General features: G+C 70.4%; 18 protein-coding genes. 14 read left to right on the top strand and 4 right to left on the bottom strand.

Translation table 11 applies throughout. From position 1 onward, the window contains the following. Window positions 1-118: 118 nt before the first annotated feature. From BGO45_RS09415 to BGO45_RS09400, 4 genes are all read left to right on the top strand, one after another. The gene (locus BGO45_RS09415; protein ID WP_292693309.1) at window positions 119-3,145 is read left to right on the top strand and encodes an S-layer homology domain-containing protein; all 3,027 of its coding nucleotides are present in this window, start codon (window positions 119-121) and stop codon (window positions 3,143-3,145) included. Then, entirely contained in the window at window positions 3,142-3,795 is a 654-nt protein-coding gene (locus BGO45_RS09410) for a hypothetical protein (RefSeq protein WP_292693307.1), read from the top strand. The genes BGO45_RS09415 and BGO45_RS09410 overlap by 4 nt, the downstream gene beginning before the upstream one ends. Next, window positions 3,792-5,642 (top strand): O-antigen ligase family protein, encoded by a 1,851-nt coding sequence (locus tag BGO45_RS09405; RefSeq protein WP_292693304.1) that lies wholly within the window; start codon window positions 3,792-3,794, stop codon window positions 5,640-5,642. The genes BGO45_RS09410 and BGO45_RS09405 overlap by 4 nt, the downstream gene beginning before the upstream one ends. A 75-nt stretch (window positions 5,643-5,717) precedes the next feature. Continuing rightward, window positions 5,718-7,583 carry an S-layer homology domain-containing protein gene (locus tag BGO45_RS09400; protein WP_292693301.1) on the top strand — a complete coding sequence of 622 codons (1,866 nt, stop codon included), beginning with the start codon at window positions 5,718-5,720 and terminating at the stop codon, window positions 7,581-7,583. Between the two features lie 3 nt (window positions 7,584-7,586). On the opposite strand, the gene BGO45_RS09395 is transcribed toward BGO45_RS09400, so the two are convergent. From BGO45_RS09395 to glf, 4 genes are read right to left on the bottom strand one after another with little or no spacing between them, the layout of a single operon-like run. Continuing rightward, window positions 7,587-8,327: an ABC transporter ATP-binding protein gene (locus tag BGO45_RS09395; protein ID WP_292693297.1), complete on the bottom strand. Its 741-nt coding sequence runs from the start codon at window positions 8,325-8,327 to the stop codon at window positions 7,587-7,589. Then, window positions 8,327-9,118: an ABC transporter permease gene (locus BGO45_RS09390; RefSeq protein ID WP_292693295.1), complete on the bottom strand. Its 792-nt coding sequence runs from the start codon at window positions 9,116-9,118 to the stop codon at window positions 8,327-8,329. The genes BGO45_RS09395 and BGO45_RS09390 overlap by 1 nt, the downstream gene beginning before the upstream one ends. A gap of 23 nt (window positions 9,119-9,141) precedes the next feature. Then, the gene (locus tag BGO45_RS09385; protein ID WP_292693293.1) at window positions 9,142-11,184 is read right to left on the bottom strand and encodes an acyltransferase family protein; all 2,043 of its coding nucleotides are present in this window, start codon (window positions 11,182-11,184) and stop codon (window positions 9,142-9,144) included. After that, entirely contained in the window at window positions 11,181-12,317 is a 1,137-nt protein-coding gene (glf, locus tag BGO45_RS09380) for a UDP-galactopyranose mutase (protein WP_292693290.1), read from the bottom strand. Before glf ends, BGO45_RS09385 begins: the two co-directional genes overlap by 4 nt. Window positions 12,318-12,464: 147 nt before the next feature. On the opposite strand from glf, the gene BGO45_RS09375 reads away from it, so the two are divergent. From BGO45_RS09375 to rfbB, 10 genes are all read left to right on the top strand, one after another. After that, the gene (locus tag BGO45_RS09375; RefSeq protein WP_292693287.1) at window positions 12,465-14,393 is read left to right on the top strand and encodes a DUF6541 family protein; all 1,929 of its coding nucleotides are present in this window, start codon (window positions 12,465-12,467) and stop codon (window positions 14,391-14,393) included. A 2-nt stretch (window positions 14,394-14,395) separates the two neighbouring features. Next, a complete protein-coding gene (locus BGO45_RS09370) occupies window positions 14,396-15,595 on the top strand; it encodes a glycosyltransferase family 4 protein (RefSeq protein WP_292693284.1) in 1,200 nt (399 codons plus the stop codon). Beyond that, window positions 15,592-16,791 (top strand): glycosyltransferase family 2 protein, encoded by a 1,200-nt coding sequence (locus BGO45_RS09365; RefSeq protein ID WP_254845521.1) that lies wholly within the window; start codon window positions 15,592-15,594, stop codon window positions 16,789-16,791. The genes BGO45_RS09370 and BGO45_RS09365 overlap by 4 nt, the downstream gene beginning before the upstream one ends. Beyond that, on the top strand, window positions 16,791-17,921 hold the full coding sequence (locus BGO45_RS09360) for a glycosyltransferase family 1 protein (protein WP_292693280.1): 1,131 nt from the start codon (window positions 16,791-16,793) through the stop codon (window positions 17,919-17,921). The genes BGO45_RS09365 and BGO45_RS09360 overlap by 1 nt, the downstream gene beginning before the upstream one ends. Beyond that, window positions 17,918-19,165, top strand: a complete 1,248-nt coding sequence (locus tag BGO45_RS09355; RefSeq protein ID WP_292693277.1) for a hypothetical protein — start codon at window positions 17,918-17,920, stop codon at window positions 19,163-19,165. Before BGO45_RS09360 ends, BGO45_RS09355 begins: the two co-directional genes overlap by 4 nt. A 62-nt stretch (window positions 19,166-19,227) precedes the next feature. Next, window positions 19,228-20,301: a glycosyltransferase family 1 protein gene (locus BGO45_RS09350; RefSeq protein WP_292693275.1), complete on the top strand. Its 1,074-nt coding sequence runs from the start codon at window positions 19,228-19,230 to the stop codon at window positions 20,299-20,301. A gap of 37 nt (window positions 20,302-20,338) precedes the next feature. Next, on the top strand, window positions 20,339-21,220 hold the full coding sequence (locus BGO45_RS09345; protein WP_292693274.1) for a glycosyltransferase: 882 nt from the start codon (window positions 20,339-20,341) through the stop codon (window positions 21,218-21,220). A 36-nt stretch (window positions 21,221-21,256) separates the two neighbouring features. Beyond that, window positions 21,257-22,201 (top strand): UDP-glucuronic acid decarboxylase family protein, encoded by a 945-nt coding sequence (locus tag BGO45_RS09340; RefSeq protein WP_292693271.1) that lies wholly within the window; start codon window positions 21,257-21,259, stop codon window positions 22,199-22,201. A 100-nt stretch (window positions 22,202-22,301) separates the two neighbouring features. Next, the gene (gene rfbA, locus BGO45_RS09335; protein ID WP_292693268.1) at window positions 22,302-23,171 is read left to right on the top strand and encodes a glucose-1-phosphate thymidylyltransferase RfbA; all 870 of its coding nucleotides are present in this window, start codon (window positions 22,302-22,304) and stop codon (window positions 23,169-23,171) included. Beyond that, on the top strand, window positions 23,171-24,169 hold the full coding sequence (gene rfbB / locus BGO45_RS09330) for a dTDP-glucose 4,6-dehydratase (protein WP_292693264.1): 999 nt from the start codon (window positions 23,171-23,173) through the stop codon (window positions 24,167-24,169). The genes rfbA and rfbB overlap by 1 nt, the downstream gene beginning before the upstream one ends. Window positions 24,170-24,174 lie beyond the last annotated feature (5 nt).

Below are 24,174 nucleotides of genomic sequence, written 5' to 3'. Positions count from 1 at the left end.
CGAACACGCCGTGATTCACCCCGCATTATGAAGGATTAGGAAACGCATACCGCATTCCGATAGTTTTCCCAGGGAGGCGAAGCGGGGGGACGCTCGCCCATGAGCCAGGGGGAACTCCATGACCACCCGATCCACGGTCGGGCGGCCGCGCGTCGCTCGCGCACTCGCCGTCATCTTCACGCTCTTCGCGGCTCTGCTGCTCGGCACCCAGGCGCCCGTCGCCGCGAACGCGGCCGGCACCGGAACCATCACGGGCAAGGTCACGCTCGAGTCCGGAGTGCCGAGTGACTGGATCAAGGGCGTCTCCGTGTCGGCGGAATCCGTGTCGGGCTCGTCGTACGGCAGCGCGTTCCCGCAGAGCGATGGAACGTTCGCGATCACAGGCCTCGACGCCGGAACGTATCGGGTGCGGTTCTCGACATACTCCTACTGGGACGAGAAGACCCAGAAGACCGTGCAGACGAACCTCGTCAACGAGTACTACGGCGACACGCCGGATTACTCGGCCGCAACTCTCGTCACCGTGACTGCCGGGGGCACCGCGTCGAAGACGAACGTGACCCTCGGCAAGGGCGGTCTGATCACCGGCAAGGTCACCCTGCCCGCCGGTGCGCCCGCCGAGTGGCGGCAGGCGGTCTCGGTGTCGGTGAACGCCATCCAGGGGGGAAGCTACGGCTCCGCCATGCTCGCACAGGACGGCACGTACAGCGTGTCCGGGCTTGCCGCGGGCGACTACCGCGTGCAGTTCAGCTCGAACACGTACTACCCGCCGTCAGGATCCCCGATCCGCCCCAATCTCATTCCCGAGTACTACGACGACGCGACGAGCTATGACGCGGCCAAACCCGTCGCCGTGACCAAGGGCGGGACGACGTCGGGCATCGACGCGACCCTCGCGCAGGGCGCAACCATCTCGGGCAAGGTGACGCTCCCGAAGAACGTCCCCGCGGGGTGGGTGACGAGCGTCAGCGTCAACGCGTCTCCGGCCGTCGGCAACGGTCCCGGGGCCTACGGCTACGTGGAGAAGGACGGCACCTACGTGCTGACCGGTGTCGTGGCCGGAACCTACAAGATCTCCTTCACCCCGAGCTCGACGTGGTGGAACCCCGACACGCAGCAGAGCGAGCCGACGAACCTCGTGCCCGAGTACTACGACGACGCCCTCGACTGGTCGTCGGCCAAGACGGTGACCGTGTCCGCCGGAGACGTCAAGACCGGCATCGACGCCGCCCTGGCCAAGGGGGCGACGATCACCGGGAAGATCACTCTCCCGGCGGGCGCCCCCGCCGAGTGGCTCGAGGGCGTCAGCGTCTCGGCATCCCAGGAAGGAATGGGCGGTCGCGGATATGCACGCGACATCGCTGCGGACGGCACGTACACGTTGAGCGGCCTCTCGGGCGGAACATATCGCGTGCAGTTCAACGTCGGCGTATACACGGACGCGAACGGGAAGAACGTCACCCCGAACCTGTTGAGCGAGTATTGGAACTCGACGCGCGACTACAACACGGCCACCAAGATCACGGTCGCCGCGGGGAGCACGACATCGAAGATCGACGCGTCGCTCGACGCCGGCTCCAGCATCTCCGGCAAGATCACGCTTCCGAGTGGCGCACCGGCGCAGTGGGTGAGGGCCGTCAACCTGGTCGTGCGTACCGCGTCCGGCGAATACGCGGAGTACAGCTCCTCGATCGCCGACGACGGAACCTACGCGGTGTTCGGACTCGAGCCGGGCGACTACAAGATCCAGTTCTCCGTGGGCAGCATCCCCGGCCCGTCGGGCGGTGTCTACATCACGCCGAACCTCGTCTCGGAGTTCTATGACGACGCGGCGGACTTCGCGTCCGCGCGCGTGCTCACTCTCACCGCGGGTCAGGTTCGGACGAAGACCGACGTGACCCTCGCCGCGGGAGCCGAACTCAAGGGAACCCTGAGTGGCGCCACCCCGCAGGACTCCTACCTGGAACTGGTGGATGCCACCAAGCTCGACTCCGCCGACTACATCGGCACCCCCGTGGCATCCGACAGCTCGTTCGCTTTCGCCGGTCTTCGCCCCGGTACCTACTGGCTGCGCCTGTACACGTGGAACAACACCGACGGTTCGCACTACCAGTTCCTGAAGAACCCGTCGGGTGGGTACGCGTTCACGATCGCCGGGAGCGGCCTTTCGGGCCAGAAGCTCACGGCGCAGCCGACGACGGCGAGCATCGCGGGCTCGTTGACGGCGACCGGGTTCGCCAACCAGACGGCTGATCCGAACACGAAGCACTACCTCGCCGACACGCGGATCTACCAGAAGCTGGACTCGACGTGGGTGCCGCTGGACCAGCTCTTCTTCTTCGTCCCCGGGGCCGTCTCGGCGGAGAAGAACGGGACCGTGCCGTACACGGTTCCGGGTCTGACCGCGGGAACGTACACGGTCGGTTTCGAGAAGTCGCAGACGCCGTATTCGGCCAACCCGGCCGTGACCGAGCAGTGGTGGCAGAAGAAGACCTCCCTCGCCTCCGCCGACGCGCTGACGCTGACCACCGGACAGAAGAAGACCGGTATCGACGGAACCGTCACCGGTTCCACGACGCCCGTCACCGGATTCATCGACATCACCGGCAGCGCCTTCACCAAAGAGATCACCTGGATGTACGACCAGGGCATCTCCACCGGCTACGAGACCCCCAACGGACGCGAATACCGCCCGTTCGGCAAAGTCACCCGCGACGCGATGGCCGCTTTCCTCTACCGCGCCGCCGGATCCCCTCAGTTCGACGCCCCGAAGACCTCGCCGTTCACGGACGTCCCCACGACCCACCCGTTCTTCAAAGAGATCGCGTGGATGGATCGCGAGAAGATCTCGACTGGCTGGGCCGTCGGCAACGCCAAGGAATACCGTCCGACGCTGAACATCACCCGCGACGCGATGGCCGCGTTCCTCTATCGCTACGCCAAAGCAACCGACCCCAAACCGGAGACGAGCCCGTTCACCGATGTCCCCGCCGACAGCGCCTTCCTCAAGGAGATCGCCTGGATGTCCAGCAAGGGCCTGTCCACCGGATACGACAACGGCAACGGCACCCGCTCCTTCAAACCCTTCGACGACATCACCCGCGACGCCATGGCAGCCTTCCTCTACCGCTACAAGAACCAGTGACCGACACGAACGACACCTCCGGCGGCGGGCGCGAGCAGGGCGCGTCGCGGAGACCGTCGCGTCCGGTGATCGCCGCGGTGGTCGTCGGCGCGGTGCTGGTCATCGGCGGCGGGACGGCGTGGGCGGTCGCGTCGGCGAACGCGGGTTCCGCCTCGGGCGGTACCGGCGAGACCACCGAGGCACGCGGCGCGGAGTCCGCGGGCTCCTCGTCCGACGTCGCGGCCGACACGGGCGGGTCTCCCGCACCGAGCGCGCCCGACGGCACCGTGAACAGCGCTCAGGAAGCCGCGATGAACGAGGCGGAGCAGCAGGTGCGCCGCGACGACGAGCGCATCGCCCGCGGCGCGGAGACCGCGCTGGCCGTGGAACAGTTCCGCGCCGACGCGGGGTCCGCCCGATCAGCCCTCGGCGCCGGCGCCGACCTCACGCCCCTGCTCGATCGACTCCACGCCGATTCCAGCCGCGTGCGGTCGTCGATCGCCGCTGCGACGACGGACGGCGCGGCGCTCGACGCCTTCGGCGAGGTCGAACGGGCGCTGGACGCGCTCACGGCCGCGGCCACCACGCCGGAGTCCTCCGCTCCTGCCGCCCTGCAGTCCCTCGAGGACGCGCTGCTGCGCCTGACCGCCCTGGTGCAGAACCCGAAGTGACGCGCGCTCCACGGCCGGCGGCGGTCGCGTCCGGGCGGACGCGTCCGCCGGCGCCGTGGCATCCGGGTCTGCCGCTCCGGCTCGCGGCGATCCTCGCGGCGCTCGCGCCGTTCGCCTTCGACCCCTTCGGTCTGGACCGGTGGGTCTTCCCGAAAGAGCTCTGTCTCGTCGCGGCCGCCGTGCTGGCCTGGGCGGTCCCGTCCGAGTACCGGATGCCGCGGTGGTGGCGATGGTGGGTGGCCGTCGCGATCGTCGTGCTCGGGCTCACGGCGCTCTGGGGCGCCGCCCCCCTCCCCCAGTTCCTGGGTCGATGGCCACGGTACGAAGGGATCGTCACCCTCGGCGCGTACGCCCTGGCCGTCCCCCTCGGCGCACGACTGTGGGGCGCGCCCGGCCCCTCGAGGAACGGCGCGACCCGCACACTCCGCGACATCGGGGCGACGGCCTTCGCCGCGGGTCTGACCCTCGCCGCGCTGCTCGCCGTGATCGAGGCGGCCGGGGGGCGACCTCTCGCCAGCGACCTGGACCGGCCGGGGTCGCTCCTGGGCAACGCGTCCGATCTCGGGGTGGTGGGGGTCGTCGGCCTGGCGCTGTTCCTCCCTCGAGCCGCCGATGCCCTGGCATCCGGAACGCGACGCGTGGTGCCCGCCGTCGGTACGGTGGCGGCGATCGTGACCGTGCTGCTGTCGGCATCGCGCGCGGCGCTCGTCGCCGCCGTCGTCGTGGTCGCGCTGACCGCGCTCACCGCTCTGCGCCGACGAGAACGGCGTCCTCGGTGGTGGGCCACCGTCGCGGTCGCCGGCGCGGCGACCACCGTGAGCGCGCTGCTCCTCCCTCTCACCGCCGCTCGCGTGTTCGGGACCTCTCCGAACGCGGCGGACTCCGCCCTCCATCGGCTCGACCTCTGGGCATCGACGCTCCAGCTGATCGGACAGCATCCGCTCACCGGTGTCGGACCGAACGGCTTCGCCGATGCCCTCCCCGCGGTCCTGGGCGACACCTGGTTCGCGGAGACGGGACTCGGCGCATGGACCGAGTCGCCGCACGATCTCCCTCTGCAGGTCCTCGCGGCGGGAGGTGTCCTGGGCGCCGCGACGGCGGCGGGCCTCATCGTCCTCCTCGCCCGCGGCCTCCGCCGCCGGGGGGTCGGTGGCGCGTTCGGGACCTCCGCCGTGATCGCCCTCGTGGGCGGCGGGATCGCCCTCCTCACCCACGTCACCTCGCCGGGACCGTTCCTGCTGCTGTGCCTGCTGACCGGTGCGATCGCCGCGGTGCGGACGAGTGCTCCCGAGGGGCCGTGGGTGCGGCGGACCGCGGTGGGAGGTCTGACCGTCTGGGGGCTCGCCCTCGTGCTCGCTCTCGCGGGCGACCACGCGTTCGCCCGCGGCATGGGGGATCTGGGGGCCGGCCGAGCGGCCGACGCCGAGCGCTCCTTCGCCACCGCCGCGACACTGCGACCGTGGGATGCCGACCTCGCTCTGCGCGCCGCGGAGACCTACGCCGCCGCCGCCGAGCAGACCGGCGCGACCGGGGACCCCGCGGTCGCCGGAGCCTGGGCCGACACGGCGGTCCGCACCCTGCCCGCCTCGTCGCGCGCCCTCCTCGCGGACGCGATCATCGCGCAGTACTCGGGTGATCGGTCCCGCGCCCTGGACGCGCTGCGCCGCGCGGTCGTGCTCTCGCCCGTCGACCCCCGACTGCACCAGCGGCTCGGCGGTGTCCTCCTCCTCTCCGGCGACGTGGATGCGGCACTGGTCGAGCTCGAACGTGCCGCTTCTCTCGCCCCGGACGATCCCCTCATCCGGCAGACCCTCGACTACGCCCGCGGTCTCGCCGCGGCCCGGTGAATCCGCTCGCTTCGACTCCGCCCCGCACCGCAGTACGCTGACCCCAGACATCCCCCCACCGATCGCAGGACCCACGTGCGCTCCACCGCCCCCCGCCTTCTTCGTGCCCCGCGACGCCCCGATGCACTCCGCTCGCGGACGGGACGCATCATCACCGCCCTGCTGGCCGTCTGTCTCGTGACCACGATGGTCGTGGTCGCCCCCACGGTCGCCCCCGCCACCGTCGCGGCCTCCGCCTTCTCCGACGTGTCCTCCGATCCCGCCTCCCCCGTGTACAGCGAGTTCGCCGGCGAGATCGACTGGCTCGACCGGACGGGCGTCTCCACGGGGTGGGAGGTGGACGGCCGACGGGAGTACCGCCCCTGGCTCGCCATCTCCCGCGACGCGATGGCGGCGTTCCTCTACCGTTACGCCGGATCCCCGGACTTCCCCGCGCCGAAGGTCTCCCCGTTCGCGGATGTCGCCACGGACGCCCCGTTCTATCGCGAGATCGCCTGGCTCGCCCAGCAGAAGGTCTCGACCGGATGGGAGACCTCCGACGGCGCGCGCGAGTTCCGTCCGTTCGAGTCGATCACGCGGGATGCCATGGCGGCCTTCCTCTACCGTTTCACCGGAGTCCCGGCATCCACGCCCGTCCCGCCGTCGCCGTTCGCCGACGTGCCCGACGGATCCCCGTTCTCCCGGGAGATCTCGTGGCTGTACGGCCGCGGGATCACGGGAGGCTACGACGCCCCCGCCGGGGCGAGCGATTTCCGCCCGTGGAACAGCATCACCCGGGATGCCATGGCCGCGTTCCTGTCACGTCACGCCAACGGCGGCCTGTCGCGGTTCACGCACGCCCCGGTGCCCACCATCGACGGCGACGCCCGTGTGGGCACGGAACTGCGCGCAACGGTGACGGAGCCGTGGAGTCCGGCACCCACCCGGGTGGAGACGCAGTGGCTGCGCGACGGGATGCCGATCCCGGGCGCCACGACCTCGACCTACACCGTCACCCGCGGCGACGCCGGCGCCTCCCTCACCGTGCGGATCACGGCGACCCTCGACGGGTACTTCCGCACCGGCCGCCAGAGCGCCGTGGCCGTCGTGCCCGACGACTACGGATCTTCGCTCGCCAACGGATCGAGCCTCCCGGCCGGAAAGTCGTTGCGCTCCCCCAACCGCGCGTACTGGTTCGACGTCGGCACCGACGGCAACCTCACCGTCTCCGGTCCCGGCGGGCGGGTCTGGGAGTCGCGGACACGCGGGAACGACACCGCCGAGCTGCGGCTCGCCACCGACGGCATCCTGCACCTCGTTCGCCCGGACGGGTCGGAGATCTGGGCCAGCACCCCCGCGACCGCGGCGAACACACGTCTGGAACTGCGCGACGACGGCGAACTCGCCGTGGTGCGCGGCGACGGCCGGGTGATGTGGTCCTCCCGTGTGCAGGGCGCACGCGTATGGGGCCTCCCGTTCGCCACGGGACAGCGCTGGTCCGCCGGAGCCGCCCACGGCGACGGGAGGGGCGCCTGGAACGCGCTCGACTTCGGCCCGATCTCCGGTCAGTCACGAGAGGTCCGCACGATCGCGGACGGAGTCGTCGGCTGGGTGGCGTGCGGATCGAGCGGATATCTCAGCGTCGATCACGGCGACGGCTGGACCTCCAGTTACTACCACCTCGTCAATGTGCAGAAGGGGCTCATCGGCACCCGAGTGCCCCAGGGCACCTATCTCGGCGACGTCGGCCGCGAGGTCCCGTGCGGTGGTGGGGCGACGTTCGACCACGTCCACCTGCGCCTGTTCTACCAGGACCGACCCGTCGCCATGAACGGCGTCACCTTCGGCGGATACACCGCCTACAGTTCGGGAACGGCCTACTCCGGCTGGTGGACGGACGGCAACGGTCGACGCGTCCTCACGGCCAACGGCGGGGCGGCGTGCTGCCTCACCGCCCCCTGAGCGTCACCCCGCCGGGTGATCGGAGTTGTACCGGTCGAGCACGTCGGCGATCGGCCCGTCGTGCTTCAGCACGCCGCCGTCGAGGTAGAGCCCGCGCGTGCAGAAGCGACGGAGATCCCTCTCGTTGTGGCTGACGAAGAAGAGGGTCCGACCGTCCGCGAGGAGTTCGTCGATGCGGCGATAGCACTTCTCACGGAACGAGCGGTCGCCGACGGCCAGCACCTCGTCCACGAGCAGGATGGGCTCGTCCAGCTGCGACACGACCGAGAAGGCCAGGCGCACCTTCATCCCATTCGACAGGTGCTTGTACGGGGTGTCCACGAAGTCGCCGATCTCGGCGAACGCGATCATGTCGTCGAACCGTCGCGCGACCTCGGCGCGCGGCATCCCGTGCAGGCCGGCCGTCAGCCGGACGTTCTCGCGCACCGTCAGGTCGCCGACGAACCCGCCCGTGATCTCGATGAGCGGCGCGACGCCGCCGTCGACCGTGACCCGACCCTCGTCGGGCAGCAGCACGCCCGCCACCAGTTTGAGGAGAGTCGACTTGCCCTGGCCGTTGCGCCCCACGACCCCGATCGCCTCGCCCGGCCGCACCGAGAAGGACACGCCCCGCAACGCCCAGAACTCGTCGGGGCGGGTGCGGCGGGCCGCGCCCCCGAACAGGTCCTTGAGGGAGCGTCCGCCGCGGCGGTTGCGGCGGAACCGGACACCGAGGTCGTCCACATCGATCGCTGCGCGTTCCATCACAGCTCCTTCAAGACGGGACGCTCGAGCCGCGGGAAGACGGCGACGCCGACGGCGAGGATGCCGAAACTCAGCACCGCCCCGACGGTGACCGTCAGCGGATCCCACTGATCGGGGAAGAACCCGACACGGTAGAGCGTGATGATGCCCGCGAGCGGATTGACGGCCGCGAGGTCCGCGAACACGCCGGGGAGGTTCCCGACGCCGTAGATGATCGGCGAGGCGTAGAACAGTGCGCGCAGCACGAGGCGCGTCGTGCGCTCCAGATCGCCGAACATCACGCACAGCGGCGCCACGATCAGCCCGAGGCCGACCAGCAGCACACTCTGCAGGAGAACCGCGACGGGAAAGAGCAGGAGACCCCACGTCACCTGGGCGCCGCCGAAGACCGCGAACAGCACGAGCACCGGGAGGGAGAACAGGAACTCGATGCCCTTGCTCAGCACGATGCGCGTGACCCAGATGCTGCGGGGGATGGACGTCGACCGTACGAGACGCGCGTCCTTCTTGAACGCCTTCGTGAAGTCGGTGACCGCCGAGTTGAACCACACCCACGGCAGGAGTGCCGTGATGAGGAACACGATGTAGGGATCCTCGCCGACCGAGCGATGGAACACCTGCGTGAAGACGAACCAGTAGATCCCGCTCATCACCAGTGGATCGAGCACCGACCACAGGTACCCCAGCGCACTCGTGGAGTACCGCACACGCAGATCGCGCGACGACAGCAACCACAACGAGTGGAGGGAGCGCCGCACCGATCCGGGGGCGCCGACGGCGGCGGGGGTCACCGGAGAATCCTATGCGCCCGCCCTCAGCCGAGGCTGGGGGGCAGCTGCTCGGCGAGTGACGGGGCGAGCGTCCGCGCGTACGTCCCGGACAGATGGTTGTCGTCACGGTAGACGGCCACGTTGCCGATCACCCCGGGGCAGAACCCGTCGGGGCAGATCCACGGGGTGAGGTCGATGAAACGGACCCCCGGTCCCGACAGACGCCGGGACGGGTCGACCGCTGCGAGCGAACTGGATTGCGGAACCGCGCACTCCAGGGCTTCGTCGGCCTCCACCACGCAGCCGAACATGTCGAACGAGAACCGCGGGTTGTCGCGCACGGCCCAGACCTCGATCCCGGATTGCGTCATCCGCTCGACGAAGCGCTCCACCCCCGGGCGGAGGGCCTCATCGTCCTCACCCGGGTCGGACCGTGTCACGACGGTCATCACCGCGTCCGGCGCCAGGCGCTCCGCGTGCGCGACGGCGGCGTCGCGCCACTCCGGGCAGGTCGGATCCATACCGGCCTCATCCCACCCCATCGAGCATCCGCCCTTGATGAGGAACACGACGCCCCACCCGTTCTGCGCCGCGACCGGCAGCAGCGCACCGGTCATCTGCTGCGCGTGCGAGTCGCCGATGACGACGATCGTCCGGTCGGCTCGCGAAGTGCCCCGAGTCTCCGAGCACGTCCCGTGCAGGATCTCTTCGTCGACCGCGCGCGCCCCCGAACACTCCTGATCGAGGTGGACCCACTCGTCCTCGAGCTGCGTGGGCAGAGGAAGCATCACCGCGTCCGACGGAGGCTCCGGCAACGAGGGGTCGTTCAGCACCGCGGCACCGGGGTTGTCCTGCAGCGCCCTCGCCTCGAGCTCGCGATCCTGGATGGCGCTGGACACCTGCCATCCCGCCAGCGGCGTGACCACGAGCGCCGTCGCCACGACGAGGACGGCCACCGGCACGAGCGGCGAACGGTCGTTGCGGCGCCACGCACGGACCGGGGCGTCCACGAGCACGGTGAGCCCGCGGGCGAGCACGAGCGAGACCGCGATCACCAGCGCCCCGCCGACCAGGCCCGCGTCGGTGCGGCCCGTCACCACGAACAGGGTGATCAACAGCGGCCAATGAACGAGATACAGCGCATACGCATCGCGCCCGAGCGCGCCGAGGGGGCGGGATGCCAGGATCCGGGCCGGGCCCACCTGCCGCTCCCCCGATCCCGAGACGACCACGGCGGCCGCGCAGAGGACCGGCCACAGGGCGAGGAATCCGGGGAAGCCGCCGCGGACGTCCACGGCCAGCCCGAGCACGAGGAGCCCGACGACGCCGGCCCACCCCACGAGTGCCCGCGCCCACTCGCGCAGACGGACGTGCGGAAGAGCGACGACCAGGAGTGAGCCCGCGGCGAACTCCCACAGCCGTGCGCCGGTGTCGAAGTAGGCCGCCTGCTGGTCGGCGGCGGTGATGATGACGGAGTACGTGAACGACAGCGCGAACACGATGCCGAAGGCCGCGGCCACGACGCGGTCGGGCGAGAGCCCGGCACGGCGCACGAGGACCTGGCACAGGGCCAGGATCGCGACCCACAGCACGAAGGCCTGCCCCTGGACCGACAACGACCAGAAGTGCTGGAGCGGGCTCGCGACCTCGGTGCGGGCGTAGTAGTCCACGGCGTCCAGCGCGAGCAACCGGTTCTGCACGTACAGCAGGGACGCCCACGTCTGTTCCCACACGGACACCCAGGTGGTCGGCGGGTACAGCGTCCGCACCAGGGCGAGGACCCCGACGAGGGTCACGGCGGCGGCCGGCAGCAGGCGGCGGAAGACGCCCAGCAGATGCCGCACCGGACGGACCGGGGCGGGGCCGTCCATGCGGCGGACGAATCCGCGCGTCAGGAAGAACGCGGACAGCATCAGGAAGACGTCGACCCCGCCGGACACCCGCCCGAACCACACGTGGTACGTGACCACCAAGAGGACGGCGACGGCCCTGAGCCCGTCGATGTCGGACCGGTAGTCCCATCGCCCCCGCGCGCGCTCGTCGGCGCTGAGCGGGGGTGCGGGAGAGGCGGACCCGACGAGACTCACGCCAGCTGGTTGTTCCACATGGACAGGGCCGAGCCGATCGCCATGTGCATGTCGAGGTACTGATACGTGCCGAGACGCCCACCGAAGAACACGTCGCGCTCCCCCTTGGCCAGCTCACGGTAGGTCAGCAGCCCCGCGCGGTCCTCCGGGGTGTTCACCGGGTAGTACGGCTCGTCGGCGCGCGTCGCGAACCGCGAGTACTCGCGCACGACGACCGTCTTGTCGGTCGGGTACCGGTCGGCCCGCTCGGGGTGGAAGTGCTTGAACTCGTGGATGCGCGTGTACGGGACGTCGGCGTCGGCGTAGTTCATGACGCTCGTCCCCTGGAAGTCGCCGATGGGCAGCACTTCCTGCTCGAAGTCGAGCGTGCGCCACCCCAGCTCGCCCTCGGCGTAGTCGAAGTACCGGTCGACGGGACCGGTGTAGACGACCGGCACCCGGCCGACCGTGGCCTTCTTGTTGAACGGCTGCGTCTCGTCGAAGTAGTCGGTCGACAGCTTCACGTCGATGTTCGGGTGATCCGCCATGCGCTCCAGCCACGCGGTGTACCCGTCGACGGGGAGCCCCTCCCAGGTGTCGTTGAAGTAGCGGTTGTCGTAGGTGTAGCGCACCGGCAGCCGGGAGATGATCTCCGCGGGGAGGTTGCGCGGATCCGTCTGCCACTGCTTGGCCGTGTAGTCGCGGATGAACGCTTCGTACAGCGGGCGCCCGATCAGACCGATCGCGCGCTCCTCGAGGTTCGCCGCATCCTTCGCGTCGAATTCGCCCGCCAGCTCCTGCACGAGCTCCCGCGCCTGATCGGGCGTGTAGGCCGCCTGGAAGAACTGGTTGATGGTGCCGAGGTTGATCGGCAGGGGGAACACGACGCCCTTGTGGGTCGTGTAGACGCGGTGCACGTACGACGTGAAGTCGGTGAAGCGATTGACGTACTCCCACACCGAGGGGTTCGAGGTGTGGAACAGGTGCGCGCCGTAGCGGTGCACCTCGATGCCGGTCTCGGCCTCGGCTTCGGAGTAGGCGTTGCCGCCGATGTGATGGCGACGGTCGATGACCGTCACCTTCCGACCCGAGGCGGCCGCGCGCTCCGCGATCGTGAGACCGAAGAAGCCCGAGCCGACGATGAGAAGATCCATGGAAGCAGAAGACTTTCGTGTCGACGAACGCGCGGGTCTCGCCCACGCCCGACCAGTCTATGCGGGCCCTCCTCCGCGCCCCTCAGGGGGAGATCAGGCGCCGTCGGTTAGCATGACTGACTGTCGTCCAGCGAGAAATGGGAGTGCATGAGCGATTCCTGGTCGGTGATCGTGATGCCTCTGATCGTCTCGGTCCTGGGGCTGACCGTCCCCGGAATCGCCGTCATGGCCGCCGGATGGGGCGTGCGGCGGCTGCGACTGCTGGCGCTCGCGCCGGTCGTGTCGATCGCGATCCTCGGTATCTCCGCCACCCTCGCGCCGCTCCTCGGTCTGGGGTGGTCGCCCCTGCCGATCCTCCTGGTCACCCTGCTCGCCGCCGGCGCCGCATTCGGACTCCGCCGGTGGGTCGGACCCGAGCCCGGGGACCGCACCCCGCGCGCCCCGTTCGCCTGGGGGCTGCTCGCCCTCGCCGCCGCAGCCGTCGCGATCGCCCTGCAGATGATCTCGGTCTTCGGCGCCCCCGGCAACATCTCGCAGACCTTCGACGCGATCGTGCACCTCAACACCGTCGCGTACGCGGTCGCGCAGCACGACGCCTCGGCCTTCCACATCGGTGCGACCTCCGACATCGGGTTCTACCCCAACGGCTGGCACACCGTCGCCGCCCTCGCGGCGGAGATGACGGGGGTGTCCGTCCCCGTCGCGGTCAACGCCGCCACCATCGCGCTGGGGGCCGTGGCCTGGCCCGTCTCCGTCGTCGCGCTGTCGGCCGCGCTGCTCGGCGAGCGCACGGCCGTGCTCGTGAGCTCCGCCGCCCTGTCGACCGGCTTCGGGGCGTTCCCCCTGCTCCTGCTCTACTTCGGCGTGCTCTACCCGAACGCCATGGGATACGCGGTCCTGCCCGGGGGGATCGCGGCCGTGGTGCATCTCCTCCGCGTCCGCGGGGTCGCCGCGCGCGTGCGTGCGGGGGTGCTGGTGCTGGCCGCGGCCGCGGGAGTCGGTCTCTCCCATCCCAACGCCTTCCTCGCGATGGTCGCCCTGTCGGCCGCCATCGTCGTCGTCGAGCTGATCGGCGAGGTCTGGGCCCAGCCGACCCGACGGGGGTGGATCCGCGTCGCCGCGATCCTCGCCGCTCTCGCCCTGGTCATGCTGTTCCTCTGGCGCTTCTCGCGCACCGGGTACGACATGTCGCGCTGGGGCCCGTGGCAGAGCACCGCCCAGGCGGTGGGCGAGGCGATCCTGCTGTCGCCGCGCTCGTACCCGATCACGATCACGATCTCCCTGCTCATGATCGTCGGCCTCATCACCGTCGTCCGCCGCCCACGCCGGAACCTGGTGGTGCTCGCGCCGTGGGTCGTGGCATCCGTCATGTTCGTCCTGGTCTCGGGCACCGGCGTCGGCAATCCGATCCGCGAGCTCGTCACCAACCCCTGGTACAACGACTCCTTCCGCCTGGCGGCGCTCCTCCCCGTCGCCGGGATCCCGCTCGTCGTGCTCGGAGCGCTCACCGTGGTCGACCTCGCCGCGGCAGCCCTGACCTCGCTGCGCGCCCCCGGTGCGGTGCGCGGACTCGTCGCCGCGGTGGGCGTCGTCATCGTGTTCTCCGTCGCCGTCAGCCCCAACGTGCTGCGCACCGCGAACGACGCCCGTGACTCGTTCGCGCTGACACCGACATCCGCCCTGCTGACCTCCGACGAGGAGGCGCTCCTCGAGCGCCTTCCCGAGACCACGCCCGCGGATGCCGTGATCGCCGGCAGCGCGTGGACCGGCGCGTCTCTGGCCTACGCGATCGGCGACCGCGAAGTGCTCCGCAAGCACGTCTTCGGGAACATCGGTGCCGACGAGCAGTACCTCGACAACCGCCTGAAGGACATCGACTCCGACCCGAAGGTCTGCCAGGTCGTGGATCGACTGGGCGTCGACTACGTGCTCGACTTCGGCGCGCAGAACGTGTGGAACAACCCGGGCGTCGGTCTCGACCGCCAGGGGCTCTACGGGCTGACGCCGTCCGCGCATCTCGTCCTCGTGGATGCGCAGGGACCCGACGCGCGCCTGTTCCGCATCGAGGGGTGCTGATCGTGGCATCCCCGGCGACCGTCGCGGTCGCGTACGACTGCCTGTTCCCCTACTCCACGGGGGGCGGCGAACGGCAGTATCGCGCGTTCGCCGACGAGATGGGCGCGCGGGGGCTCGACGTCGAGTACCTCACGGCCGTCCAGTGGGACGGCGACATACCGTCGGAACGGAACTTCCGCATCGTTCCGGTCAGCCGACGTCTGTCGCTCTACGGCGCCGACGGTGTCCGCCGCATCCCCGCGGCCCTCGCGTACGCCGCCGGACTGTTCCGGTCACTCGGGCGCAGTCGCGGTCGCTACGACGCCGTCATCGTGAGCGGTCTGCCGATCTTCAACGTGTACGCCGCGCGCCTCGCACTCCTCGGGACGCGCACGCGCGTCGTGGTGGACTACCTCGAGGTCTGGCACCGACGTCAGTGGGTGGAGTACTCCGGCCTCATCACCGGCACGATCGCGTGGCTCCTCCAGCGGGGCGCGATCGCGATCACGCCCCTGGCGACCTGTCATTCGCAGCTGAGCGCGACGCGCCTGCGCCGAGAGGGCCTCCGCCGCGCTCCGCTCGTGAGCCCCGGGCTCATCGACGGCGCCGTGGATGCCGCGCCGACGGCGCCGGCATCCCAGCCGCCGTACGTCCTGTACGCCGGGCGCCACATCCCCGACAAGCGCGTCGAGTCGCTGCCCGCCGCGGTCGCCGAGGCCCGCACGACGATCCCCGATCTGCGGTTGACGGTCCTGGGCACCGGACCGACCTCGGCTCGGATCCGCGCGGAGGTCGACCGGGTCCACGGCTCGGGATGGACCGACTTCCCGGGCTTCGTCGACGACGCCGAGCTCGACGCCCTCATGCACGGCGCGCTGGCGTTGATCAACCCGTCCCGCCGCGAGGGATACGGACTCGTCGTCGTCGAGGCCAACGCCCACGGCACGCCCGTCGTCCTCGTCGCCGACGAGGGCAACGCCGCCACCGAGCTGATCGACGAGGGCGTCAACGGCGTCGTCGCACCCAGCACCTCCCCCACCGACCTCGCCCGGGCGATCCGGGCCGTCGCCCACGGCGGTGACGACCTGCGCCGCTCCGCGCGCGCCTGGTACGACACCGCCGTGGGCACCCGCACCATCCGACGCACCGTGGAGGGGATCCTGTCGGCGCTGCAGCTGTCGACCGCCCCCGCCCCGCGGACCACGAAAGAAGACACGCCGTGACCTCTCCCGCCCCCAACGACGCCGTCGAACTGACGATCCTCATGCCCTGCCTCAACGAGGCGGAGACGCTCGAGGTCTGCATCCGCAAGGCACAGGGCTTCCTCCAGCGCAGCGGCATCCGCGGTGAGGTCCTCATCTCCGACAACGGCAGCACCGACGGGTCTCAGGCGATCGCCGAGCGTCTCGGCGCCCGCGTCTCGCACGCCCCCCGCCGCGGATACGGCGCCGCACTGATCAACGGCATCGAGCAGGCGCACGGGACGTACGTCATCATGGCGGATGCCGATGACAGCTACGACTTCGAGAACCTCGAGCCGTTCGTCGAGCGGCTGCGCGCCGGTGCGGACCTCGTGATGGGGAACCGCTTCCGCGGAGGGATCGCCCCGGGCGCGATGCCGCCGCTGCACAAGTACCTGGGCAACCCGGTGCTGTCGTTCATCGGAGAGCTCTTCTTCCGCCCGGGCATCCGGGACTTCCACTGCGGTCTGCGCGGGTTCAACCGCGCACGCATCCGCGAGCTCGACCTGCAGACCACGGGCATGGAGTTCGCCTCCGAGATGGTGGTGCGCGCCTCGCTCGCCCGCTACCGCATCGAAGAGGTGCCGACCACGCTGAAGAAGGACGGTCGGTCGCGTCCGCCGCACCTGCGCAGCTGGCACGACGGGTGGCGGCACCTGCGCTTCCTGCTGCTGTTCGCACCGCGTTGGCTGTTCGTCTACCCGGGGCTGGTCGCGTTCTTCCTCGGTGCGATCGCGGTGGGCGTGCTCGCCTTCGGCGGCATCAACATCGGCGGGGTGGGTTTCGACGTGACCACGATGGTCTACGCCAGCGCCCTGTGCGTCATCGGGTTCCAATCGCTGCTCTTCTTCTGGTTGACGAAGCTGTACGCGACCCAAGAGGGGTTCCTCCCCACGAGCGCGAGATACCGGCGCATCGTGGCGAACTGGTCCGCCGAGCGCGGCCTGCTGATCGGCGTCGGGCTGTTCGTGCTCGGCGTGATCATCGGGATCGTGCAGGTCGTGCTGTGGGGCAACCTCGACTTCGGTCAGCAGAACGCGGCGCAGGCGGTGCGCATCGCGGTGCCCAGTGCGCTGCTGATCATCCTGGGCTTCCAGACCGTGATGATGAGCTTCTTCTCGGGCGTGCTGACCACGCCCCGGCGCGAGCAGCGCCCCGAAGCCGTCATCGAGAGCTGATGCCCGCCCGTCGAATCCTCGTCGACCTGCTCGGCTTCACGGGGTCGCGCGGGGGGACCGAGACCTACGTCCGGGAACTCCTCCCCCGCATCGACGCCCTGCTGCCCGACATGCGCTTCGCCGCCCTGACGGGCCGTGCGGGCACCGAACGGGTCGGCGCGTTCTTCCCGGGTCGTGTGCAGACCCTCGGCGCCGTGGGCACCGATCCGGCCACGTGGGCGCTCGGCGCGGTCGCGGCCACCGATGCGATCGCGCGTCGGCACCGGGCCGACCTCGTGTGGGCACCGGCCAACTTCGGTCCCGTCCTGCGCGGCGTGCCGCGCGTGGTCACGGTGCACGACGCGATCTACGACGAGGTGCCCGGCAGCCTCGCCCAGCGGGCGCAGCGGGGCGTGACGTCGTGGCTCATGCGCCGGTCGGCCCGCACGGCCGACCGGGTGCTGACGGTCTCTCACGCCGCTGCCGAGAGCATCGGCCGCCATCTCGGGGTCCCGTCGGGTCGGATCGCCGTGGTGCACAACGGCAGCACCGACCCTCGCCCCGTCGCCGATCCGGCGAGCGAGGTGGCATCCCTCGCGATCCCCGCCGGCCGGCCCGTCGTGCTCAGCGTCGGCAACCGCATGCCGCACAAGAACTTCCCCGGACTCCTCGCCGCCGTCGCCACGTTGCCGAGGGAGCAGCGCCCGGTGACCGTGATCGCGGGCAGTCGGCTGCCCGATCCGCTGGAGGCCGATGTGGCCCGGCTCGGTCTCGAGGCCGACGTCGTCCTGCCCGGCTGGGTGAGCGACGCGCAGTTGGAAGCGCTGTTCCAGATCGCCGACCTGTACGTGTGCCCGTCGCTCGTCGAAGGATTCGGCCTCCCCATCGTCGATGCGCTGCGGCGCGGCATCCCGGTGCTGGCGCACGACGTCCCGGTCCTGCGCGAGGTCGGCGGAGTCGCCGCGCGGTACGCCGACGCGACGGATGCCACCGCCTTCGGCGCCGCGATCGGCGCCGCGTTGGCGTCGCCGCCGGATGCCGACGCGCGCGAGGCCGCACGGGCCTGGGCGTCGCGGTTCACCTGGGACGGCGCCGCGGAGGCGACCGCCGCCGAGCTGGAGCGCGTGCTGTCGGCGGGACGACGGCGATGAGCGCAGCCCCGTCGCTGCGGCGGCGCCTGCTGGGCTTCATGCTGCTGCCCGCGATCGCGGCGCTCTCTCCGATCGTCGCCCTCCCGGTCGTCGTGCGCATCGCCGGCGATGCCGGTTGGGCCAGCGCGATCGCGGGCGAATCGATCGGCACGTTCGCCGCGATCGCGATCGGGTGGGGCTGGGCGACCATCGGCCCGGCACTGATCTCCATCGCCGCCGACGACGACGAACGGGCCCGCCTGTACCGCGAGTCGATCGTCGTGCGCCTGCTGATCGCGGTGGTGGCCCTCCCCGCCCTCGGCGTCGTCTGCTGGTTCATCGCCTCGCCGGGATCGGAGTGGCTCACCATCCTCATGGGCGCGCAGGGAGCGCTCATCGCGCTGTCCTTCACCTGGTTCAGCGCCGGGGTGGGAGACCCGCGCACGATCGTGATCTTCGACGCCGTGCCCCGCCTCGTCGCGAACATCGCCGCGGCGGGACTGGTGCTGGTCACGGGCGTGGTCGTGCTCTACCCGGTCGCCGGTATCGCGGTGACCCTCATCGGCACCGGGATCTTCACGATCCGGTTGCTGCGACGGCATCCGGGGCCCTGGCCCGGGCGACGCGACCTGCCGCGACTGCTGCGCAGCACCCTGCCGGTCGCGCTCAACGACGCCGGTCTCAGCGGCTATTCCAGCGTCCCCGCCCCCGTGGTCAACGTCACCTCGCCCGCGTCGGCGGCCGCCGGGTACGCCACCGCCGACAAGATGCTCAAGCTCGGTCAGTTCATCCCGATGACGCTCGCGAACGCGCTGCAGAGCTGGATCGGCGAGGCTCATGGGGCCCACCGCGGGCGCCGCATGGGCATCGCCCTGCTGCTGGCCGCGGGCACGGGGCTCCTCGGGTGGGCGGGGCTCGCCCTCGTGGGTCCCTGGCTCACGAGCGCCTACCTGGGCGCCGCCGCCGGAGCGCCCTTCGACATCCTGCTCGTGATGGGTCTGGTGTTCTTCTTCTTCTCGGTCCGCACCGCCGTCGCACGGCTGATCCTCTTCCCCGCCGGACAGGCCGGTCCCGTGATGCGCGCGACCCTGATCGCCACGGTCCTCGGCATCCCGCTGATGATCGGTCTCGGAATCGCCTGGGGCCCGGTCGGCGCGGCTCTCGGGTACGCCTTCACCGAAGGCGCCGCGACCCTGCTGCTCGCTCGCCGCTGCCTCCGCGTCCTGCGGGAGCTGCGTCACGCCCCCTCGGAGGCTCCGTCATGACATCCTCTCCCCCGTCCGCCTCGTCGAACGGACCCTCCGCGTCGAACCGGAAGGACGCCCCCGTGACCGTCGCCATCAACGGGCGGTACCTGCTCGCCTCCTTCGGGGGCGTCCGCCGGTGCGCCATCGAGATCACCCAGCACCTGTCGCAGATGCGCTCCGACATCGTGCTGCTGGTCCCGCCGTCCGCGGTCGACCAGGTGCCCGAGGGGGTTCCGTTCCGTGCGATCGGGCGCACCGGCGGCCCGCTCTGGGAGCAGATCGAGCTGCCGCTGTGGCTGCGTCGAAACGGCTCGCCCCTGCTGCTGAACCCGGCGAACATCGCCCCGATGGTCTATCGGCCGCAGATCTCCGTGCAGCACGACATCGCGCCGTCGCTGCGCCCGCAGGACTTCACCTTCCTCTTCCGCGTCCAATGGCACCTGTCGGTGCGTTGGGGGATGCTGCGCCGCGGCCAGACCCTGGTCACCAGCAGTGACGCGTCGCGGCGGGAGATCGCGGAACGCTTCGGCGTGGCCCCGGAGACGATCGACGTCGTCCACCTCGGAGCCGACACCCTGCCGGTGCCCGAGGCGAGGCCCGCGCCCGCCGATCCCGCCGTCATCGTCGCCTTCGGCCGCCACGGCGCCGGCAAGAACGCACGAGCCACGATCAACGCGCTGGCCCTGCTCCCCGAGGACGCACCGATCCAGGTGGAGTTCCTCGGCGATCTCGATCCCGCGCTGGAGCCCTACGCCGCGGAGAAGGGCATCGCGCCCGGTCGCATCCGATGGCGCGGGCGGGTGAGCGACGACGAGCTCGCGGACGCGTTCGCCCGCGCGTCGGCGTTCGTGTGGCCGTCTCTGCACGAGGGCTTCGGACTCCCCCCGCTGGAGGCCCAGCGCCTGGGCACGCCGATCCTCGCCTCCGACATCCCGATCAACCGCGAGATCCTCCGCGACTCCGCGCGCTACTTCCCGGCCACGGATGCCGCGGCCCTCGCCGCCCTGATCACGGAGGTCGCCGCAGACCCCGATGCGCGCGCCGACCTCTCGCAGCGCGGTGTCGCCAACGCCCGCGACTTCACCTGGCGTCGGACCGCGGAACGATGGAACGACCTCATCGAGGATCGGCTGCGGCGCGGCCGAGGCCTCTGATTCCGCGACGGACCGGTCGGCGGGGCACAATCGAGAGGTGAACATCGGCTTCGTCGTGACGACCCTGGGGCGCCTCGATCCCCTCCGCGCCCTCCTGACCTCCCTCGAGGGCCAGCTCCGCGACGGCGATCACGTCGTGCTGGTCGCGCAGGGCGCCCAGGACGACGTCGCGGCACTGGCCGCGGAGTTCGCGGCGCGCGGCGTCGCCGTCACCTCGACGACCTCAGGCCGGGGCGCGTCGCTCGGACGCAACACCGGTGTCGCGGCGCTGCCGCCCGGTGAGGCCGTCGTGACGTTCCCCAACGACAACACCACCTATCCCGCCGGCACGGTCGACGCCCTCCACGCCGCGATCGACGACTCCGCGTTCCTCGCGGGGGGATTCACCTCCTGGGACGAGCGCGGGCCCAAGACGACCCTGCCGACGCCCGGCACCCCGCTCGACAAGTACAACGTGTGGGCCGTGATCGAGATGGGCATCCTGATGCGCCGCTCGCTGTTCGACGCCGTCGGCGGGTTCGACGAAGACCTGGGTCCGGGATCCGCGACACCCTGGCAGGTCGCCGAAGGCACCGACCTGCTCCTGCGCGCGATGGCGCACGAGCCGCGGCTGCTGACCGAGTTCCGCTGGCTCCCCGCGGAGGTCCACGTCGACGGCATCTCCACCGGATTCGGACTGTCGGATGCCGAGCGCCGCCGCAAGCTCCGCGCCTACGGTCGTGGCACGGGTCGGGCCTTCGCGGTGCACGGCTACCCGTTGTGGTGGCGCGCCGCGTTCACCGGAGCGGGGCTGCTCTACGGGCTGCGCAACCCGAAGCCGATCACGGTGGCCGACGGCTGGCCCATGTTCCTCGGCCGACTGGAGGGCGGTCTGGGGCGCACGTTCGGGCAGGCCCGTATGGTGTCGACGACTCGCTGACCGGGTCCGCCGGCGCGCCGCTGGTAGGCTACGGAAGTGTCTTCGAGAGTTCTGATCACCGGCGGCGCCGGCTTCATCGGGTCCCACCTGTCCGAGCGGTTGCTGGGCGAGGGCCACGAGGTCATCTGCGTCGACAACTTCTTCACGGGGTCGCGCCGCAATGTCGAGCACCTCTTCGGGAACCCGCGTTTCGAGCTCATGCGTCACGACGTGACGTTCCCGCTGTACGTCGAGGTCGACCAGATCTACAACCTCGCCTGCCCGGCCTCCCCGGTGCACTACCAGCACGATCCGGTGCAGACCACGAAGACCAGCGTGATGGGCGCCATCAACATGCTCGGCCTGGCCAAGCGTCTGCGCGTCCCGATCCTCCAGGCCTCCACCTCGGAGGTCTACGGCGATCCCGCGGTGCACCCGCAGACCGAGGACTACTGGGGCAACGTCAACCCCATCGGCACGCGGTCCTGCTACGACGAGGGCAAGCGCGCCGCCGAGACGCTGTTCTTCGACTACCGCCGCCAGCACGACCTCTCGATCAAGGTCATCCGCATCTTCAACACGTACGGGCCGCGTATGCACCCGAATGACGGTCGGGTCGTGTCCAACTTCATCGTCCAGGCTCTCCGCGGCGAGCCGATCACCATCTACGGCGACGGCTCGCAGACCCGCTCCTTCTGCTTCGTCGACGATCTCGTCGACGGCATGGTGCGTCTGATGAACACCGACCACGAGGTCACCGGCCCCATCAACGTGGGCAACCCCGGCGAGTTCACGATGCTCGAGCTGGCGAACGCCGTTCTCGAGATCACGGGCAGCACCTCGACCATCGAGCACCGCCCGCTCCCCCAGGACGACCCGAAGCAGCGTCAGCCCAACATCGACCTCGCCCGCCGCGAGCTCGGGTGGGAGCCGACGGTGGCTCTGCGGCCGGGGCTCGAGCGCACCATCGACTACTTCCGCGGAGTGCTCGCCGACGCCTGAGACGGCGCGCGAGCGCCGTCGACCGAACGGCGGACTCACCCGCCCGGACGGTCCGGTACGACGCAGGAGGTCCCTCCGCCGGGGGTGCGACGATGCCGAGGTGAAAGGCATCCTCCTCGCCGGCGGCTCCGGCACGCGCCTCCACCCGATCACGCTCGGTGTGTCGAAGCAGCTCGTGCCCGTGTACGACAAGCCGATGATCTACTACCCGCTGTCGACGCTGATGCTGGCCGGGGTGCGCGAGATTCTCGTCATCACCACGCCGCGGGACGCGCCGCAGTTCCGGGCCCTCCTCGGAGACGGATCCCAGTTCGGCATCCGTCTGAGCTTCGCCGAGCAACCGTCGCCCGACGGGCTCGCGCAGGCGCTCGTGATCGGGGCGGAGTTCATCGGCGACGACACGGTCGCGCTCGCCCTCGGTGACAACCTGCTCTACGGCCCGGGCCTCGGCGCACAGTTGAAGAAGCACGACCGGGTCGACGGCGCCACGGTGTTCGCCTACTGGGTGGCCGAACCGGCGGCGTACGGTGTGGTGGAGTTCGACGGAGCCGGCCGTGCGGTGTCGCTCGAAGAGAAACCCGTGCACCCGAAGAGCCACTTCGCGGTGCCCGGACTCTACTTCTACGACAACGACGTCGTCGGCATTGCACGGAACCTGCGCCGTTCCGCCAGGGGAGAATACGAGATAACCGATGTGAACCGCTCCTATCTCGCGTCAGGGAGGTTGAACGTGGAGGTTCTCCCCCGCGGTACGGCCTGGCTCGACACGGGTACGTTCGATCAGATGACGGATGCCGCCGACTACGTGCGCACGATGGAGCGGCGCACCGGCATGCGGATCGGCGTCCCCGAAGAGGTCGCCTGGCGCGAGGGACTGGTCACGGATGACGAGCTGAGAGAACGGGCGAACCGACTGGTGAAATCCGGCTACGGCAGCTACCTCCTCGAGATCCTCGAGCGGGGGCGGTGATGGGCAAGCTGCTCGTGACCGGCGGCGCCGGCTTCATCGGTTCCAACTTCGTGCACCACGTGGTTCGCCACACCGACCACACGGTGACCGTGCTCGACAAGCTCACCTACGCCGGCAACCGGGCATCGCTGGCAGGACTGCCGCCCGCCCGGGTGCGGCTCGTGGTCGGCGACATCGCCGATGCCGCGGTGGTCGATCCGCTGACCGCCGAGACCGACGCCGTGGTCCACTTCGCCGCGGAGTCCCACAACGACAACTCTCTGCACGACCCGCGACCGTTCGTGGACACCAACCTCGTCGGCACGTACACGCTGCTCGAAGCCGCCCGCCGACACGACGTCCGTTTCCACCACATCTCCACCGACGAGGTCTACGGCGACCTCGCGCTGGACGACCCGACCCGGTTCACGGAGTCCACCCCCTACAACCCCTCGTCGCCGTACTCCTCGACGAAAGCCGGATCGGATCTGCTGGTGCGCGCGTGGGTGCGTTCGTTCGGGCTCCGCGCCACGATCAGCAACTGCTCGAACAACTACGGCCCGTTCCAACACGTCGAGAAGTTCATCCCTCGCCAGATCACCAACGTGCTGCGCGGGCTTCGCCCCAAGCTCTACGGCGCCGGCGTGAATGTGCGCGACTGGATCCACGCCGACGACCACTCGTCCGCCGTCCTCAGGATCCTCGACCGCGGCGAGATCGGCGAGACCTATCTGATCGGCGCCGACGGCGAGCGCGACAACAGGAGCGTGGTCGAGCTCATCCTCGAGCTCATGGGTCTGCCCGTCGACGCGTACGATCTCGTCCCCGACCGCCCCGGGCATGATCTGCGCTACGCGATCGACTCCACCAAGCTGCGCTCCGAGCTCGGGTGGACCCCGACCTACGGCGACTTCGTGGCCGGTCTCACCGCGACCATCGGCTGGTACCGGGAGAACGAGGCGTGGTGGGGCCCGGAGAAAGACGGGGTCGAAGCGTTCTACGCGCGCACGGGCCGGTGAGCGGC

This window comes from Microbacterium sp. 71-36 (assembly GCF_001898305.1).
Classification (GTDB): Bacteria; Actinomycetota; Actinomycetes; order Actinomycetales; family Microbacteriaceae; genus Microbacterium.
The sequence above is the reverse complement of the archived record's forward strand: the minus strand, read 5'-3'. Positions and strand labels throughout refer to the sequence as shown.

Excerpts from the sequence above, each read along its gene's own strand:
- rfbB (WP_292693264.1), top strand. The coding sequence starts at position 23,171 with ATGGGCAAGCTGCTCGTGACCGGCGGCGCCGGCTTCATCGGTTCCAAC.
- glf (WP_292693290.1), bottom strand. The coding sequence starts at position 12,317 with ATGGATCTTCTCATCGTCGGCTCGGGCTTCTTCGGTCTCACGATCGCG.
- BGO45_RS09360 (WP_292693280.1), top strand. The coding sequence starts at position 16,791 with ATGCCCGCCCGTCGAATCCTCGTCGACCTGCTCGGCTTCACGGGGTCG.
- BGO45_RS09395 (WP_292693297.1), bottom strand. The coding sequence starts at position 8,327 with ATGGAACGCGCAGCGATCGATGTGGACGACCTCGGTGTCCGGTTCCGC.
- BGO45_RS09415 (WP_292693309.1), top strand. The coding sequence starts at position 119 with ATGACCACCCGATCCACGGTCGGGCGGCCGCGCGTCGCTCGCGCACTC.
- BGO45_RS09375 (WP_292693287.1), top strand. The coding sequence starts at position 12,465 with ATGAGCGATTCCTGGTCGGTGATCGTGATGCCTCTGATCGTCTCGGTC.
- BGO45_RS09355 (WP_292693277.1), top strand. The coding sequence starts at position 17,918 with ATGAGCGCAGCCCCGTCGCTGCGGCGGCGCCTGCTGGGCTTCATGCTG.